Origin of the sequence: Flagellimonas aquimarina (assembly GCF_003149745.1) — a bacterium.
In the GTDB taxonomy this organism is placed as follows: domain Bacteria; phylum Bacteroidota; class Bacteroidia; order Flavobacteriales; family Flavobacteriaceae; genus Flagellimonas; species Flagellimonas aquimarina.
The window spans coordinates 867,756-883,766 of record NZ_QGEG01000001.1 but is presented as its reverse complement, the minus strand read 5'-3'; the positions used below and the strand labels follow the sequence as shown (position 1 = coordinate 883,766).

Annotated in this window: 18 protein-coding genes and 1 tRNA gene; 9 read left to right on the top strand and 10 right to left on the bottom strand. The window is 37.9% G+C overall.

Translation table 11 applies throughout. The features are described from left to right. Nucleotides 1–31: 31 nt before the first annotated feature. The 6 genes from DKG77_RS04035 to DKG77_RS04010 form a co-directional block, all read right to left on the bottom strand. Nucleotides 32–328 (bottom strand): hypothetical protein, encoded by a 297-nt coding sequence (locus DKG77_RS04035; protein ID WP_109660425.1) that lies wholly within the window; start codon nucleotides 326–328, stop codon nucleotides 32–34. Between the two features lie 181 nt (nucleotides 329–509). Then, on the bottom strand, nucleotides 510–1,214 hold the full coding sequence (locus DKG77_RS04030) for a DUF6090 family protein (protein WP_109660423.1): 705 nt from the start codon (nucleotides 1,212–1,214) through the stop codon (nucleotides 510–512). A 23-nt stretch (nucleotides 1,215–1,237) separates the two neighbouring features. Further along, complete coding sequence (locus DKG77_RS04025) at nucleotides 1,238–2,428, bottom strand: acyltransferase family protein (RefSeq protein WP_109660421.1); 1,191 nt, start codon at nucleotides 2,426–2,428, stop codon at nucleotides 1,238–1,240. A 123-nt stretch (nucleotides 2,429–2,551) separates the two neighbouring features. Beyond that, a complete protein-coding gene (locus DKG77_RS04020; protein WP_109660419.1) occupies nucleotides 2,552–3,706 on the bottom strand; it encodes a helix-turn-helix domain-containing protein in 1,155 nt (384 codons plus the stop codon). A 189-nt stretch (nucleotides 3,707–3,895) separates the two neighbouring features. Then, a tRNA-Ala gene (locus DKG77_RS04015) sits at nucleotides 3,896–3,969 on the bottom strand. A 58-nt stretch (nucleotides 3,970–4,027) separates the two neighbouring features. Then, on the bottom strand, nucleotides 4,028–4,822 hold the full coding sequence (locus DKG77_RS04010; protein ID WP_109660417.1) for a universal stress protein: 795 nt from the start codon (nucleotides 4,820–4,822) through the stop codon (nucleotides 4,028–4,030). Nucleotides 4,823–4,875: 53 nt separating this feature from the next. On the opposite strand from DKG77_RS04010, the gene DKG77_RS04005 reads away from it, so the two are divergent. From DKG77_RS04005 to DKG77_RS03970, 8 genes are all read left to right on the top strand, one after another. Further along, a complete protein-coding gene (locus DKG77_RS04005) occupies nucleotides 4,876–5,376 on the top strand; it encodes a GNAT family N-acetyltransferase (protein ID WP_109660415.1) in 501 nt (166 codons plus the stop codon). Nucleotides 5,377–5,388: 12 nt separating this feature from the next. After that, nucleotides 5,389–6,723, top strand: a complete 1,335-nt coding sequence (locus DKG77_RS04000) for an MATE family efflux transporter (protein WP_109660413.1) — start codon at nucleotides 5,389–5,391, stop codon at nucleotides 6,721–6,723. Nucleotides 6,724–6,756: 33 nt separating this feature from the next. After that, nucleotides 6,757–7,524, top strand: a complete 768-nt coding sequence (locus DKG77_RS03995) for an enoyl-CoA hydratase/isomerase family protein (RefSeq protein WP_109660411.1) — start codon at nucleotides 6,757–6,759, stop codon at nucleotides 7,522–7,524. A 278-nt stretch (nucleotides 7,525–7,802) separates the two neighbouring features. Further along, nucleotides 7,803–8,408, top strand: coding sequence for an RluA family pseudouridine synthase (locus DKG77_RS03990; RefSeq protein WP_313789494.1), 606 nt, complete (start codon nucleotides 7,803–7,805; stop codon nucleotides 8,406–8,408). Between the two features lie 141 nt (nucleotides 8,409–8,549). Beyond that, nucleotides 8,550–9,122, top strand: a complete 573-nt coding sequence (locus tag DKG77_RS03985; RefSeq protein ID WP_165819344.1) for a hypothetical protein — start codon at nucleotides 8,550–8,552, stop codon at nucleotides 9,120–9,122. 142 nt (nucleotides 9,123–9,264) lie between these two features. Continuing rightward, nucleotides 9,265–9,693, top strand: coding sequence for a DUF3592 domain-containing protein (locus DKG77_RS03980; RefSeq protein WP_109660405.1), 429 nt, complete (start codon nucleotides 9,265–9,267; stop codon nucleotides 9,691–9,693). A 72-nt stretch (nucleotides 9,694–9,765) separates the two neighbouring features. Continuing rightward, a complete protein-coding gene (locus tag DKG77_RS03975) occupies nucleotides 9,766–10,215 on the top strand; it encodes a 6-pyruvoyl trahydropterin synthase family protein (protein WP_109660403.1) in 450 nt (149 codons plus the stop codon). A gap of 44 nt (nucleotides 10,216–10,259) precedes the next feature. Beyond that, nucleotides 10,260–11,027: a UDP-2,3-diacylglucosamine diphosphatase gene (locus tag DKG77_RS03970; RefSeq protein WP_109660401.1), complete on the top strand. Its 768-nt coding sequence runs from the start codon at nucleotides 10,260–10,262 to the stop codon at nucleotides 11,025–11,027. Here the strand turns inward: DKG77_RS03970 and DKG77_RS03965 are convergent. The 4 genes from DKG77_RS03965 to DKG77_RS03950 are packed head-to-tail and all read right to left on the bottom strand — an operon-like array spanning nucleotide 11,024 to nucleotide 15,341. Next, nucleotides 11,024–12,280, bottom strand: coding sequence for an MFS transporter (locus DKG77_RS03965; RefSeq protein WP_109661423.1), 1,257 nt, complete (start codon nucleotides 12,278–12,280; stop codon nucleotides 11,024–11,026). The genes DKG77_RS03970 and DKG77_RS03965 overlap by 4 nt on opposite strands. A 5-nt stretch (nucleotides 12,281–12,285) precedes the next feature. Then, entirely contained in the window at nucleotides 12,286–13,974 is a 1,689-nt protein-coding gene (recJ, locus tag DKG77_RS03960; RefSeq protein ID WP_109660399.1) for a single-stranded-DNA-specific exonuclease RecJ, read from the bottom strand. A 55-nt stretch (nucleotides 13,975–14,029) separates the two neighbouring features. Beyond that, a complete protein-coding gene (locus tag DKG77_RS03955; protein ID WP_109660397.1) occupies nucleotides 14,030–14,917 on the bottom strand; it encodes a haloalkane dehalogenase in 888 nt (295 codons plus the stop codon). 1 nt (nucleotide 14,918) lies between these two features. Next, nucleotides 14,919–15,341, bottom strand: a complete 423-nt coding sequence (locus DKG77_RS03950) for an OsmC family protein (protein WP_109660395.1) — start codon at nucleotides 15,339–15,341, stop codon at nucleotides 14,919–14,921. 54 nt (nucleotides 15,342–15,395) lie between these two features. Between DKG77_RS03950 and DKG77_RS03945 the strand changes: the two genes are divergently transcribed. Further along, nucleotides 15,396–15,998, top strand: coding sequence for a carboxymuconolactone decarboxylase family protein (locus DKG77_RS03945; protein WP_109660393.1), 603 nt, complete (start codon nucleotides 15,396–15,398; stop codon nucleotides 15,996–15,998). The last annotated feature ends 13 nt before the right edge of the window (nucleotides 15,999–16,011 follow it).

Here is a 16,011-nt window from a genome sequence, read left to right as displayed (position 1 = left end):
GTTCTTTAATCCAATATTGAAGTTAAAGCACCTATTGGATGCGATACTTTTTCAAAAAAACCTTCTGTAAAGGTTGGAGAAGTACCGAAATGAACCAATCTGTATCAGATAATACCAAGCATAATCTAAAACTAGTTTTGCGTGCAAATGAAAAAAGCTCCAATTCAGTTTTTGTTTCGTAATTCAAATAGGCACTATCAGCCGTAGCGGGAAGGTCGTCGTTGGAACAGCTTAGTTCTGTAAATAATACAATCACTAGCATTGCGTTTCTTACCAGTTTACTCATTGGTTCATCTTTATTTTTTGATTTGCATTCAATTGATCTCATCTTACTAGTTTTTAATTGATGTTATTCCTAAAATATTTGTCATAAATGAATTGCTATTAGAAGCGTTTTTTAGTTTATGTGCACGCATATTGGGATACTTTTAGCTAATAAAAAGGAGTTTATTAAAATGGTATTCTTGGAGAGCATGGTGTGCAGAGTCTATTCCACTTTCTCTTTCTTTCTAATGTTTTAACTCTATTTTAATTAATTCAGTAATCCCCTCAATCTCGTGTAATGCTTCATTATAAACTTCATCCTTTTCTGTCATGACCTGTATGAGCGATAGCAAAAGATTTTGAAATTCATACTCGAAGACTACCTCTGGTTTTTGAATTTCACTTGTGGAAAACTTGATTAACGGACTTATGGACATTACCACGTGTGACATCATTGCATCATAATGTATGTTCTCCATTCTGTTGACATAAATATATTTTTCTTCCAATTCCCTTATGCCTTTTACAATTTCATGATTGCGTAGAATTTTTATTTCACCACTGTTGACCAGCGTTTCATAAATATTGCCTTGTCGATCAAAATCGGTGTATTGGGTTAAATTTCGGATGATAACTCCTAAAGTATCTATCTTATCTCGGTCATTTGTCTCAAGAATTCTGTTTGCATACTTAAATTGTTCTAAATAGCCATTGTTTAGATTCCTTTGCTCCTCAATTAAATCCTTATCATCTGTGATTTGACTTTCTATATTTTCATAATATCTCATCTCAATGTTTTGCTTAATTCTATTGTCATTCCAATTGTCTAATTGGAAGGCCAAACTGATACCCATCATGACCAAAAGAATTTCTCCAATTGCGTACATGAAGTACTTTTTAAGTTGTCCTTTTATAACAAAGTCTTTACGTATTTTTCGAAACAAGGTCATGATCAATGGGTTTTACGGTTATTTTATTTGTTAAACACCGGTGTTTGTTCAGTTTTATGTGCTACGGAAATTTTGGATTTTGACTTTCTTTTCATCCCAAACGCAACCCTTAGAATATTGACCTTTCGAATGACAAACCAATAAGTGAGGTAGATGGAGAGCAATGATAGTAGGGTTATCAAGACAGCTTGCATCCCATAAGAAACATCCAATTGTAAGACCATGTAGCCAACAAAGATCAAAGCGGGTTGATGCAACAAATAGAAGGGGTAAATAGCTTCGTTGAGGACTTTTCTGTATTTATGGTCTTTGTTGAAATATTTCTTGAAATAGCCTATAGCCGTTAATCCGCAGGATAATGAAATGACCATTTCCGTAATTCCCCGTGAATAATCTTGAACCATGGAAGGTTCACTAAAAAGGACTGGCAGTGAAAAGAGTATTACAGTAAATATAAGTGTTTGAAACAAATACAATCTCCTGTCATTGGTAAGGGCAGAGATTACTTTACCACTTGTAAATAGCATAAAACCACTTAAAAAGAAAAGTAAATAGTAGGTAAAATAAGCCCAATCATTATATAGTGCGTGGGTGCTTTTAGGAAAATACTGCCTTAAAAGGACCTGTGATAGAATGATGATCGGAAACAACCAGTTCAAGCCCATTTTTTTTGTGACCAGACCTATCACTTTTCCCCTCACCATATTGTAATGTCCGCTTTTTGCGTAGTTTAAAAATGGTGCGATCAATAAAGAAATAATAAACAAATAGAGGATAAACCACAGGTGATGCCATGAGATGTTTCCCACCGGGTAGGGTCCTCCGTCAAAGGTATGGGGAATAAAATCCCATAATGAATCATATAAATCTATTCGCTCTACATAAACCATTAAAGGAACCAACGTAAAGAACCCAACCGTAAAAGGGATGTACAACCTTCTAAACCGTTCCTTTACATATTGCCAACTGGTTCGGTGCCCAATGGCGTAAAAAGTGCCAACTCCCGATACTAAAAATAACAAGGGCATTCTCCATAAGTGCAACCACCACATGATAGGGTCTAAAAAGGGAAAGGATTCGGTACTGTTAACGTGCCATTCTTCAGGTCTGAAAATCATGCCTACATGAAAAAAGAAAACGCTCATGATGAGTCCTATTCTTAGCCAATCAATAAAGTATTTTCTTGTTTTTTGAGGTGTGTTTTGCGTTTCCATAATGCGATTGTTTTTTGATTATGAAACAAAGCTACCCACAGGTCATCCATTGCAAAGACTTCGCCTATAGGTACGGTGTTCTACCTTATCGGGAAGTACTTAAAAATATTGATAATCAGAAAGTTATGAATCTCTGAAAGAAGAAGGTGTTTGTGATGTTAATTTCTTAAATGCGGTATTAAAGGCAGATTTTGAGTTATAACCAACCCTTTCTGCAACCTCTTCAATGGTTAATTTTTTGCCTAGCTCGGTTTTTAAAATGGCTCTGGCCTCTTTTACGCGATAAGTCGCCAAAAGTTCAAAGAAAGAGTATCCCAATGTTTCATTGATAACCTGTGAAACATGATGGGGCGATTCATGTATCGCTTTTGCCAGCCCCGATAACGAAGCCGTACTGCTTATAAAATATTTCTCGTTTTCCATTTGGGAAGTGATGCCCTCAAGAATCCTGTTTTTCTCTGACTCGTTTAAAGAAGATTTTTGATACTTTAATGTTGGAACTTCCAAAAAGGTAGAGACAGTGTCATAATAGGCAGATTGGTTCATGATCTGCATAGCGGTCATAAATATCATAAAAGACACATATAGGTAGATAAAATGATCGCCTACATCGTCATGAAAAACATTTTTTACAATAATAAAAATGATTGTCACTGCTATAATATGCATCGAGATGTTGCGAATAGATTTAAGAGTGGTATTCGTTGTTGTAAAAATGGATTCTCCCAATGACTTGACTTTGAGCAAAAGCTTTCTTGAACCTAGAACAATATAGATAATAAAGTAGATACCCGTTAGTAGGTTGGTATTGTTACGAACGCCCAAGGGGTCATCTGAGAACGTCTGGTTTTCGACCAATCGGGGATAATCCAAATTCATTACCTGAAGGCTATCATTGTATTTGACTTCGGGCGGTTGTAAGAAATAAAACATACAAATGCCAAGCCAGAGTATTGAAGGGATAAAATGTAACCAATACTGTTTTTTTCTATGCCCTCCCAGTTGTGTATCTATGAATAAATAGAGAAGTCCGGCCATTAGGAAATTAAGGGGCTCTGCAAAATTGGACAACCATAAGAACCTAAAAATATAGCCTGTATAATTCAACCACCCCTCAAACATCGTCAAAGAAATAGCGAGAATGAACAACCCCATAAAAAGATTGGGCAAGTTTTTTTTAAAGGATTTTTTAATGATAAAAAAGGAGATGAAAACACCTAGAAATACCCCAATGATAATGACTAGGGCAATGAAATCTATTCTCAAGGCAGGCTCCATAGACTTAAAAGTAATTATAATTTACATTATCACTCTAAAGAAGATCCTTTGAATTCCTTGCGTTGCATATAGGTGTACCCGTGTTAAGCTTTATAGGGAGTCAACTAAATTCTAAAAAAGTATGCGCAAACTGTACATTCTTCTAAACTGAAAAAGCCCCCACATCCGTGAAGGCTCTTATTTACTTAGTGGAGAATACCGGATTCGAACCGGTGACCTCTTGCCTGCCAGGCAAGCGCTCTAGCCAACTGAGCTAATCCCCCAAGCGTGCGCAAAGGAAAGACTTTTTAGTAAAGTTTCAAAATTGAAAAGTATCCCCTATTACTTTTTAACGCTGAGCACCAATACCGGTATTGTAACAAAAAACTCAGCTTTGGGAACTGTGTTTTTCTCCCATAGTTTCTTGAAGAATCCGCGCTTTCTTCTAAATACGCACAGCAAATCTGGGTGTTGTTTCTGAAAATGCTCTAAAACGCCTAGGTAGGTGGTTGCATGTTCCGTAATGCTTAGCTGTTGGCTAAGGTCCAAAAGTGCTGTATTTACTTGCAGGTCTTCTTCAGAATACCCAGGTCTTTTAACCAAAAGAAGCGTTATACCAGACCTAAACTTGTCCTTGATGGCAATTAGTGGGTTTAGAATTCGGTTCCTTTTTAGAATTCCCGATCCAAAAGCGGTCATAATGTTCTTTAAAGGCTTAAATACTGTTCCTTTTGGCACTATTAAAGTGGCAATATTGGTTTGTTTCACAATTCTACCGGTGGTATTTCCCAAGTAAAGCTCTTCTTCTATTGCATTGCTACGTGGCGCAATGATCATCAAATCTATCCCTAGCTCTTTATCAATTTCTTTAAGGCCATCTATGATGTCCCCATTATATGTGGCAATCTTAATTTCAACACCATTTGTATTGACTGTTTCAATAATTTCCTTCAAGTGTTCCTTACTGCTCTTTGCCACTTTCTCTTTAACATTGGCTAAGCTTCCTGTTCCTGAAGTGACAGAAAATACATCCATTACAAAAACTTGCGCTCCAAAATTTGCAGCAAAGTCAATGGCGTATTGAAGCGTGTCGGATGAATTAGGAGAGGTTCCTATGGGTACCAGTATATTATTCATTGTATGGTGGTTATGATTATACCTTAAATTTACAATTTAATTGAAATGAATCCATGATAAGACATGCAAAGATATCCGAAATAAAGGATATACTGAACATTACCAAGGCCTGTGCCGCTGAAATGAACAATAATGGAATTTTTCAGTGGAACGAACATTATCCATCAGAAAGCGCCTTTTTAAGTGATTTTGAAAGAAATGAACTGTATGTTAAGGAAATTAATGGACAGGTGATAGGCAATATGGTCATCTCTACACTTATGGATGAAGAGTATGTTCCCATCCAATGGTTAACGCCAAACGGAAACAGTACTTACATACATCGTCTTGGGATTCATCCTAGTTATCAGGGCAAGGGATTTGCTCAAGAACTAATGGACTACGCGGAAGCCTACTCCAAATCAAATGGTTTTAAATCAGTACGATTGGACACCTTTTCCCAAAATAAAAGGAATCAAAGATTCTATGAACAACGTGGTTATCAAAAATTGGATGACATATTCTTTCCAAAACAAAGTATACATCCTTTTCATTGTTATGAATTAGTACTGTAACTTGCGCTGACTTTGAGAACAGAAGTCAATTTTAAAACAATAAACCAACTCGCCGTTCCTGCTACCATCTCTGGTATTGCAGAGCCTATTCTTTCTATTACGGATACTGCCATTGTGGGCAATATTCCGGTTGATGGACTGGAGTCATTGGCAGCTGCAGGAATTGTAGGTTCCTTCTTATCCATGCTTATCTGGGTACTGGGTCAAACCAGAAGTTCCATTTCTGCTATAATTTCACAATATCTGGGTGCAGGAAAGTTAGAAGAAGTTAAAAACCTGCCTGCGCAAGCCATCTTTTTTAATATTCTCTTGAGCATCTTCCTATTACTTTCAACAATTTTCATTGTAGAAGAGATTTTCAGCTTGTTTGAAGCTACAGGTAAGATATTGCAATACTGTATATCCTATTATTCCATTAGAGTATGGGGGTTCCCACTAACTCTTTTCACTTTTGCCGTTTTTGGAATCTTTAGAGGTTTGCAGAATACGTATTATCCAATGATTATTGCCCTAATTGGGGCTGTACTCAATATTATTTTGGATTTTATTTTTGTCTATGGTATAGATGGTCTAATTCCCGCCATGTATTTAGAAGGTGCAGCATGGGCCAGTCTAATCTCTCAAGCAGTCATGGCCATTTTGGTCTTTGTACTGCTCCTAAAGAAAACTGAAATAAGCTTAAAACTTGTATTTCCTTTGAACAAAGAGATAAAGCGACTGGTTATAATGAGCTTGAATTTATTCGTTAGGGCACTGGCGCTAAATGCAGCTTTGATTATAGCCGTTCGTGAAGCAACTGCTCTAGGCGATAGATACATTGGCGCACATACAATAGCAATCAACTTATGGTTGTTTGCCGCTTTTTTTATTGATGGGTATGGCGCAGCTGGGAATAGTATGGGAGGAAAACTATTAGGCGCCAAAGACTACAAAGGTCTCTGGAAGCTATCCAAGAAAATCATTACTTACGGTTTGCTCATAAGCCTTATTTTAATGGCCTTCGGATTTATTTTTTACAAACCTATTGGTCATATTTTTTCAAATGAATCCATTGTTCTGGAAACCTTTTATGGAATCTTCTTTATTGTTATCCTTGGGTTACCCATGAATACTTTGGCATTTGTTTTTGATGGGCTGTTTAAAGGGTTGGGAGAAATGAAATACCTAAGAAACGTTTTGCTCACCGCTACATTTCTAGGGTTTATTCCTGCGTTATATTTAGGCAAGTATCTTGGGTGGGGATTCTATGCAATTTGGATTGCATTCATTGTTTGGATGTTAATAAGAGGCTTGGCATTGGTCTGGAAGTTTCGAAGAAAATTTAAGCCCTTAGTGCAAAACAGTTAATTTAGTATTCTAAAGAACTAAGAATCTAAAACAATGCCCACAAACAGACCTAGCGGAAGTCTTTACACAAAAATTGAAAACAGAATAGCAACAGTCGAGTTTGGACATCCTGCTAGTAATTCATTTGTTTCAGAATTGTTGGAGCGCCTTGCCAAAGAATTCCATAGGCTTTCAGGGCAAAGCGAAGTTTCCATTATCATTTTAAAATCTGAAGGAGAACGTGCTTTCTGTGCGGGGGCATCTTTTGATGAGTTAGTCGCCATTTCCAATTTGGAGGAAGGAAAAGCATTTTTTAGCGGTTTTGCCAATGTGATCAATGCCATGAGAACGTGCACAAAACCCATTATTGGACGGGTGCAGGGAAAAGCAGTAGGTGGCGGCGTTGGTTTGGCATCTGCTTGCGACTATGTGTATGCCACGGAGGCAGCTTCCATAAAACTTTCCGAAATTTCCATAGGCATTGCTCCTTTGGTCATTGCGCCCGCTGTAGAAAGAAAAATGGGAAAAGCGGGGTTGGCAGAATTGTCCTTATCTCCAACAGAATGGAAAAATGCATATTGGGCAAAGGAAAAAGGGTTGTTTTCCAAAGTGTTCGATTCCATTGCGGAGATGGATAAAGAGTTGGAATTCCACACTCAAAAACTTGCTTCATACAATCCAGAGGCTTTAGCAAGGATGAAACATGTTCTATGGGAAGGCACAGAACATTGGAGCAAATTGCTTTTAGATCGAGCAGAACAATCTGGTAAACTGGCATTATCATCAGCAACGAAAGCGGCATTGGAAAAATTTAAAAAATAACCGGTATATCTTCAACCCAAACCCATATTGTTCATAAATTACCAAACCCTATTCGGCTTCAAGAATATGGTGTTGGCATTTTCGATAAAGTATCAACTAAATCAGCTTTAAAAAAAGCCCTAAAGAAAAAATATATTACCGTAAATGAGCTTATTGCCACTTCAGCTACATTCATAAATGGGGGTGAAACCATTAAACTTTCAATTCCGGAAAAAGTAGGCCCTGAAAAAGAGTTGGTTTTTCCTCTACAAGTACTATTTGAAGACGAACACTTGGCAATGATTCATAAACCTGCCGGAATTTTGGTGAGCGGAAACAGTTTTAAAACCATTGCCAATGCCCTGGCCCAAAACATCAAAGCCAGTAAACTCCCAGATGCTACAATACCACAACCTGTTCATCGATTGGATTATGCTACCACAGGTATTTTATTGGTGGGAAAAACGAGTAGTGGCATCCGTACATTAAACAAAATGTTTGAAAACAAAAAGATTGGGAAAACGTATTATGCCGTTACTATTGGTGAAATGGATTGCAAAGGTGAAATAGATTCAAAAATTGATGGCAAGGCAACTCAATCAACCTATACCGTTCATCAATCGATTTCTTCTAAAAGATTTGGCATGCTAAATTTGGTGGAATTGACCCCGTTGACCGGAAGAAGACATCAACTGCGCAAACATTTATCTGGCATTGGGAACCCAATACTGGGGGACAAGGACTATGGAATGGAAAACCTTATTTTGAGAGGAAAAGGACTGTATTTACATGCTTATTCCTTAAAACTTGCACATCCATTTACTGGAGAGCAACTATATATAATAGATGAGCTCCCAAAACGGTTTGGAAAAATATTTGGGCCATTAAAACCGTCCATCTTTTAACTTTTATTCCTTAACTAAAGTTCAGTACTTTTATCTGAAAACACTCCAGGATTTTAAACAAATCTGGACTTTTAGATTGCACATCTAATGAAAACAAAACCTATTGTATTAATCATTTTACTCATGTTTATTTGTCAATTCATGGGTTTTTCACAAGAATCAACTCCTATTATTCTTGATGGCCCAGAGGATTGGAAGTATGAAAAAATCGACTTTCCATTAGACTTTGCCCCTAGTTTACCTTATGAAGGCTTTGAAGAACTGCGCTTTGCTCCTGGAATGTTCGATATTGAATCATCAACATATTTTACCTATTTGTTTGTTCTCTCAATACAGAACAAAGAAGAGTTGTCCAAAAGTGAGTTAAAAACACTTCTATCTAAATACTACAAGGGTTTATATAGTGCGGTGGCAGCATCAAAAAAAATGGAAATAGATACTTCTCAAATAAAAGTGCATTTTGGAGAATTGAAAAAGTCAAGTTCTCCGACCAAAAATTATAGTGTACAAATAGACTTTATTGATTGTTTTACCAATGGGCAAAACGTATTGCTCAACATGGAATTAGAGGTTATACCTAAAAAGCAATTAAAGGGGCTTTATGTCCTTTCTATTGTTTCTCCTCAATCAAACCAGTCAGTTATCTGGAAAGAACTGAGAGAAGCCAAGGAAAAAATAAAACTTCAAAAAATAATGTTGATCGAAAATCGTTAATACTGCATTAAACAAGAAATAAATGGATTTTCTTTCATTTTTAAATAGTGATATTGTTTTTCCGATAGTGGCATTTATGGTAGTTGTAATTTATTTGGTTACCAGATTCCGCAATAGAAGAAAATTTAAACGATAGCCAGATATGGCAGTAAAAAAGTATACCATGTGGCTGGTTTTGTACGGTTCTTTTTTCACTTTGGGTTTTGTATTGCTCTTCTTTGCCTTTCAGCAATATCAGAAGACTCAAAATTTACTTGCAGATGGTATAAAAACTACTGCAGTGGTCATAGATTTATTAACCAACTACGATAGTGATGGAAACACTTATACACCAGTGTTTGAATTTAAGGACCGAAACAGTATAACCAGAACATATAAAAGTCCCATAAGCTCTAGTCCCCCTGCTCATAAGGTTGGCGAAAGAGTAAAAATCATTTATGACAAGACCGACAACGAGAATATAAAGACAGTATCATTCTGGGGGCTTTATAGAGCTAGTGTGATTCTACTAATGATTGCTTCTCCATTTCTGGTAATAGGTTCGTCCTATTTATTGTATACCCTAAAATAAACCGTTACCATAATTACATCCAATTAGAATTGCCTTTTCAAGGATTATTACCTTTGTATTTTTGGACACTTTATGGGGAGCATTAGAATTACCAAGCAATTTACTTTTGAAACGGGACATGCCTTATTTGGCTATGATGGCAAATGCAGAAATGTGCATGGACATAGCTACAAGCTATCTGTCACGGTTATTGGCACACCAATAACGGATACCGATCATGTAAAACTGGGCATGGTGATTGATTTTGGCGACCTCAAGACCATTGTTAAGGAAGAAGTTGTGGATAAGTTTGATCATGCTACCGTTTTTAATAAAAATACGCCCCATATAGAGCTTGCCAAAGAATTATCAAAAAGAGGCCATAATGTGATTTTGGCAGATTACCAACCCACTAGTGAAAACATGGTCATAGATTTTGCTTCCAAAATACGTGCGCGTCTTCCTAAAAACATCCAATTGCATTCTCTAAAACTTCAAGAAACCGAAACGTCTTTTGCTGAGTGGTTTGCTGAGGACAACTAAATCACTCTATTCCCAAAAGTAGGAATTCTTATATTTACAAGGAAATGAAAAGCATTACCGTTCCATCAGGCAAAAAAGTTTATTTCGCCAGCGATAATCATTTAGGTGCCCCTACTTTACAAGCAAGTTTACCAAGGGAAAAGAAATTTGTAGCATGGTTAGACTCCATAAAGCATGATGCTGCAGCTATATTCCTAATGGGAGATCTATTCGATTTTTGGTTTGAATATAAAACCGTAGTTCCTAAAGGGTTTACACGAACATTGGGCAAACTTGCAGAACTCTCAGATGCCGGCATTCCAATTACATATTTTGTTGGAAACCATGATTTATGGATGAACGGTTATTTTGAAGAAGAACTCAATATTCCCGTTTATCATAAACCTCAACAGTATTTAATCAACGATACCTCTTTTTTTATTGGGCACGGGGATGGTTTGGGGCCATATGACAAAGGTTTTAAACGTATGAAAAAAGTGTTTACCAATCCTTTGGCCAAATGGTTCTTTAGATGGCTGCATCCTGATTTGGGAGTACGGTTAGCACAACATCTTTCCGTGAATAACCGAATTATTTCGGGTGAAGCTGATGCATCTTTCTTAGGAGAGGACAAAGAGTGGTTGATCCTATATGCAAAACGAAAACTGGAAGAACAGCACTATGATCATTTTATTTTTGGGCATCGTCACCTTCCAATGGAAATAAAACTAAATGAAAAATCTGTCTATACCAATTTGGGAGATTGGATTTCATATTTTACTTATGCCGTTTTTGATGGAGATAAGTTATCTCTAGAAAAACTAGAAGGTTAATCCTTTTCATGTTCCTCAACATCAACTGACAGGTCCAGTCGCCTAAACGTAGGGGATATCAAGGCAGTGGTTCCAGCAGTTAAAAGTGTCATGCACCCACCAAACACAACTGCCGTAACAGTACCCAATAGTTTAGCGGCCAAGCCACTCTCAAATGCTCCAAGTTCATTAGATGAGCCCACAAAAATAGAATTTACAGAAGCCACTCTACCTCTCATATGGTCCGGTGTTTTCAGTTGTAATATTGTCTGGCGGATTATCATGGAAACCCCATCCACTGCTCCACTTAAAAAGAGCGCCACAACAGAAAGCCAAAAGGACGTAGAAATACCAAACACTATGATACATACACCAAATGCAAGCACAGCCAATAACAGTTTTTTGCCCGCGTATTTATGCAACGGAAATCTAGTTGATCCAAGCATGGTGATAGAGGCTCCAATTGCAGGTGCGGCCCTTAAAATGCCAAATCCTTCCGACCCCACATGCAAAATATCTTGGGCGTAAATGGGCAGTAGTGCCACGGCACCTCCAAAAAGTACCGCGACCATATCCAAGGTCAAAGCTCCAAAAATTGCCTTACTGTTAAAAACAAATTTCAATCCGTCTTTTAAACTTTGAAAAATAGGCTCTCCAATTTTTGGATTTAAAATGGGCTTTCTAGGAATTCTGAGCAGGAAAATCAACGCTAAGAGCGAAAAAGCCAGAATAACGCACATAGACCAATGAACACCAATCCAACTAATACTGAAACCAGCCAATGCTGGCCCCATAACAGATGCCATCTGCCAAGTGGAACTGCTCCAAGTAGCTGCATTTGGGTAAATCTTTTTAGGAACTATTAAGGCTATCAAAGAAAAAATAGTGGGTCCTAAAAAAGCTCTCACAAGGCCGCCTAGAAAGACCAAAAAGTAAATGGCATATAAAATATTCTTTGAAGAAATATCAGTTTCCAAAGATGGATCGCTAAGAAAAAACAGACCAAGACTGATTACCGAAAATCCCAAAATACACTTGATCAGCAGGTTTCTTTTTTCTTTTTGATCTACAACATGCCCTGCAAACAGAGCCATTCCCACTGCTGGAATCACCTCCATCAACCCGATGATCCCCAATGATAGAGGGTCTTTTGTTAAAGAATATACTTGCCATTCAATGACGATAAACTGCATGGACCAAGCAAAGACCATTGCAAAACGGACAATTAAAAATATATTGAATTCTTTGTATCGAAGTGCTGCGTACGGATCCATAAAAACTAGCGAATATCTCTCAGTTTCAACTGCAGGTTTACCCTTCCATTCCATTCGTTTTCATCTAATGAAAAAACCGCATCAAAGGAATTTTTGTTTTTTATCGTATCTATTTTATCGCCCAAATTAAAGCCGATTGCACCAATAGGTATGGAACCATTTTGAAACGCGGCTAATTTCAAATGTTTTTCGCCACCACCAACACCTTTTGCATAACCTGTATCCTGAATCTTTTTGGCCATAAACACCGGTGTCATATTCCCTGGTCCAAACGGGGCAAACTGTTTTATGATTCTCATTAACTTATCATCAATTTGGTTTAATTCAATCATTGCATCAATAGTAAGCTCGGGTTCTAACAGTTTTGGGTCTATGGATTGTGAAACCACCTTTTCAAATTGAGACTTAAATGCTCCATATTGCTCTTCTAAAAGTGTCAATCCCGCTGCATATTTGTGCCCTCCAAACTGTTCTAAACAATCCGAACATTCTTCCAAAGCGTTATACACATCAAAACCCTTTACAGATCTTGCGGATGCTGCCAACTTATCGCCACTTTTAGTAAAAACCAAGGTAGGGCGATAGTAGGTTTCTGTAAGTCTAGAGGCTACAATCCCAATAACTCCCTTATGCCAATTTTCATTATAGACCACTGATGTAAACCTTTTCTCTTCGTCATTCTCCTGAATTTGCATTAAGGCCTCTTGCGTAATTTCCTGATCTAAATTTCTTCTATCGGCATTGAACTGCTCAATTTCTTTGGCAAATATGGTAGCAGCATCCAAATCTGTTGCTACCAAAAGGTTTACTGCATGCTGACCATGCTTCATCCTGCCCGCGGCATTGATTCGTGGGGCTATAATAAAAACAACATCTGTAATGGTTAGGGTCTTCTTTTTAATTTGGTCAATAATTGCCTTAAACCCAATTCTTGGATTCATGTTGATTACCTGTAGCCCATAATAAGCCAACACCCTATTTTCTCCGGTTATGGGAACAATATCTGCACCTATAGCGGTTGCCACCAAGTCTAAGTAAGGAATTAGGTCATCTATTGTTCCACCGTTTTTTATCGTTAATGCCTGAATTAGCTTAAACCCAACACCACAGCCGCATAACTCCTTGTACGGATAGTCGCAATCCTCTCGCTTGGGATCTAAAATTGCTATTGCATCTGGTAGTTCCGTCCCTGGTCTATGATGATCACATATGATGAAATCGATTCCCTTTTGCTTGGCGTATTTTACTTGTTCAATGGCCTTTACTCCACAATCCAAAGCTATTATCAATGTAAAGTCATTGTCGGAGGCAAAGTCGATACCCTGAATGGATACCCCGTATCCCTCCCCATATCTGTCCGGTATGTATGTTGTCACATTTGGGTAACTCTCTAAAAGAAAAGATGAAAACAATGCCACCGCTGTTGTACCATCCACATCATAATCTCCATAGACCATGATGTTTTCATTATTGGCAATAGCGGATTCAATTCGCGCTACGGCAGTGTCCATGTCCTTCATCAAGAAGGGGTCGTGCAGCTGAGATAGTTGGGGGCGAAAGAAGGCTTTTGCTTGTTGGTACGTTGTTATTCCTCTTTGCAAAAGCAATTGTGCCACTAACTCATCCACTTGCAACTCCTTTGAAAGTCTTTCAATGTCTTTGGGGGTAGGTTTAGGTTTTATGGTCCATCGCATGGTTAAGATTTAAAGTTTTGAGCATCAAAAACAAGGGAGTGTTTCAAATACAGGCTTAAAGCTCTAATTCACCTTTAATAAAGGCATCTACATATTGGGCAATTTCTTTTCCTTTTTCTTCTTGTAGAAAATGACCTGCATTTTCAATTATAATTTTCTGTTGTTTGTTGGTAGCTGGCATTAATTTATAAAAGAATTTTTCCAATCCGCCCAATATCTTGTCCTTATCTGAAAATAAGACCAATGCAGGTTTATCCCAATTGGACAATACTTCCCTAGCGTGTTTTAAATACACTACCGCTGGATCTTTTTTATTTGATGGAACCAAAGAGGGAAATGCCCTCGCCCCTGCTTTAAATTTTCTATTGGGGTAGGGTGCGTCATAGGCCTTTAATACCTTTTTTGATAAAGTGGCATAACTTGCATATTGAATTAATCTGCCAACGGGAAGTGATGGGTGGTATCTTGCAAACCATACCCAAATTTTAAAAGGGAGTTTCAGTTTTTTTCCAATGGGCAAAAAGGTATTCATTATGACCACCCTTTTAAACCTTTCTGGGTGTTGTCCAAGTAGACCCAGCCCCAATAGTCCTCCCCAATCTTGAACAACGAGAGTAATGTTGTTTAGCTCCAGCTTATCACAAAAACTAATCAATGAATCTAAGTGCAATTGATAGTTATATTCTTTCCAATTAATGGGTTTATCCGATTTTCCAAAGCCTAAGAAATCGGGAGCAATAAATCTATATCCTTTTAATACAGGGATAAATTTTCGGTATAAAAAACACCAGCTTGGTTCTCCATGTAACGCCAAAATAACTTCCCCCTGTCCTTCGTCAAGGTAGTGCATTTGCATATTTTGAAAATCAACATAGTTCTCTTTAAAATTGAAATCTGGCAGATTTTCAAATCGTTCTGGTGGTGTTCTTACATACTCTAGCATATCACTTATGATGAAAAACCGTCTTTATTTCCAATTCTGCAAATCTTCTAAACATTTCCATTACACCACAATACTTTTCCACAGACAGATCTACGGCTTTCTGCAGTTTTGTTTCGTTTAGGTTAGAACCATGAAAATGATATTCTATGGCAACGGTGTCGTAATATTTGGGATGTTCATCCGTTAAATTGGCGATGGTATCAATTTGAAAATCATCTACTTCCAATTTCATTTTTTTAATGAGTGATGCAACATCCAATCCAGAGCAACCTGCAACAGAAGAAAGCATCAATGCCTTAGGGCGAAGTCCTTCACCTTTACCCCCGTCTTCAGGGCCTGCATCAATCTTCAAATTTAATCCAGAAGGGTTATTGCTTTCAAAGGCCATCCCTCCAAGCCATTTGGTGGTAATATGATTTGTCATGATGTCAAATTTTTGTTTCTTGTAGCCTTCAAAAATACAATTTAAAACTGCACTATGGCATTAGTAAATCCGCTTGACCCCAATCACGATCCAGAGACAAGAAAACTTGCTGAATTCTTCAACGAGACGCTTGGGTTTTGTCCAAATTCAGTACTGACCATGCAGCATAGGCCAGCAATTTCCAAGGCATTTATCAATCTCAACAAAGCAGTGATGGCCAATGAAGGCAGGGTAACTTCAGCCCTTAAACGTATGATTGCCTGGGTCAGCAGTAATGCCACCGGATGCCGTTATTGCCAAGCGCACGCCATAAGGGCCGCTGAACGTTACGGTGCGGAGCAAGAGCAATTGGACAATATTTGGGAATATAGAACTCATCCTGCTTTTTCTGAAGCCGAACGTGCAGCATTGGATTTTTCCTTGGTTGCATCCCAAGTGCCCAATGCGGTTGATGCCGAAATAAAGGCTCGTTTGCATGAGCATTGGAACGAAGGGGAAATTGTAGAAATGCTAGGGGTGATTTCTTTGTTTGGTTACCTCAACCGTTGGAACGATTCTATGGGTACATCCATTGAAGAAGGTGCTGTAGAAAGTGGAGAGCAATACCTGGGCAAACATGGCTGGGAAGAAGGAAAACATGATGGTTCTAGATACTAGATCATCTTGTAAT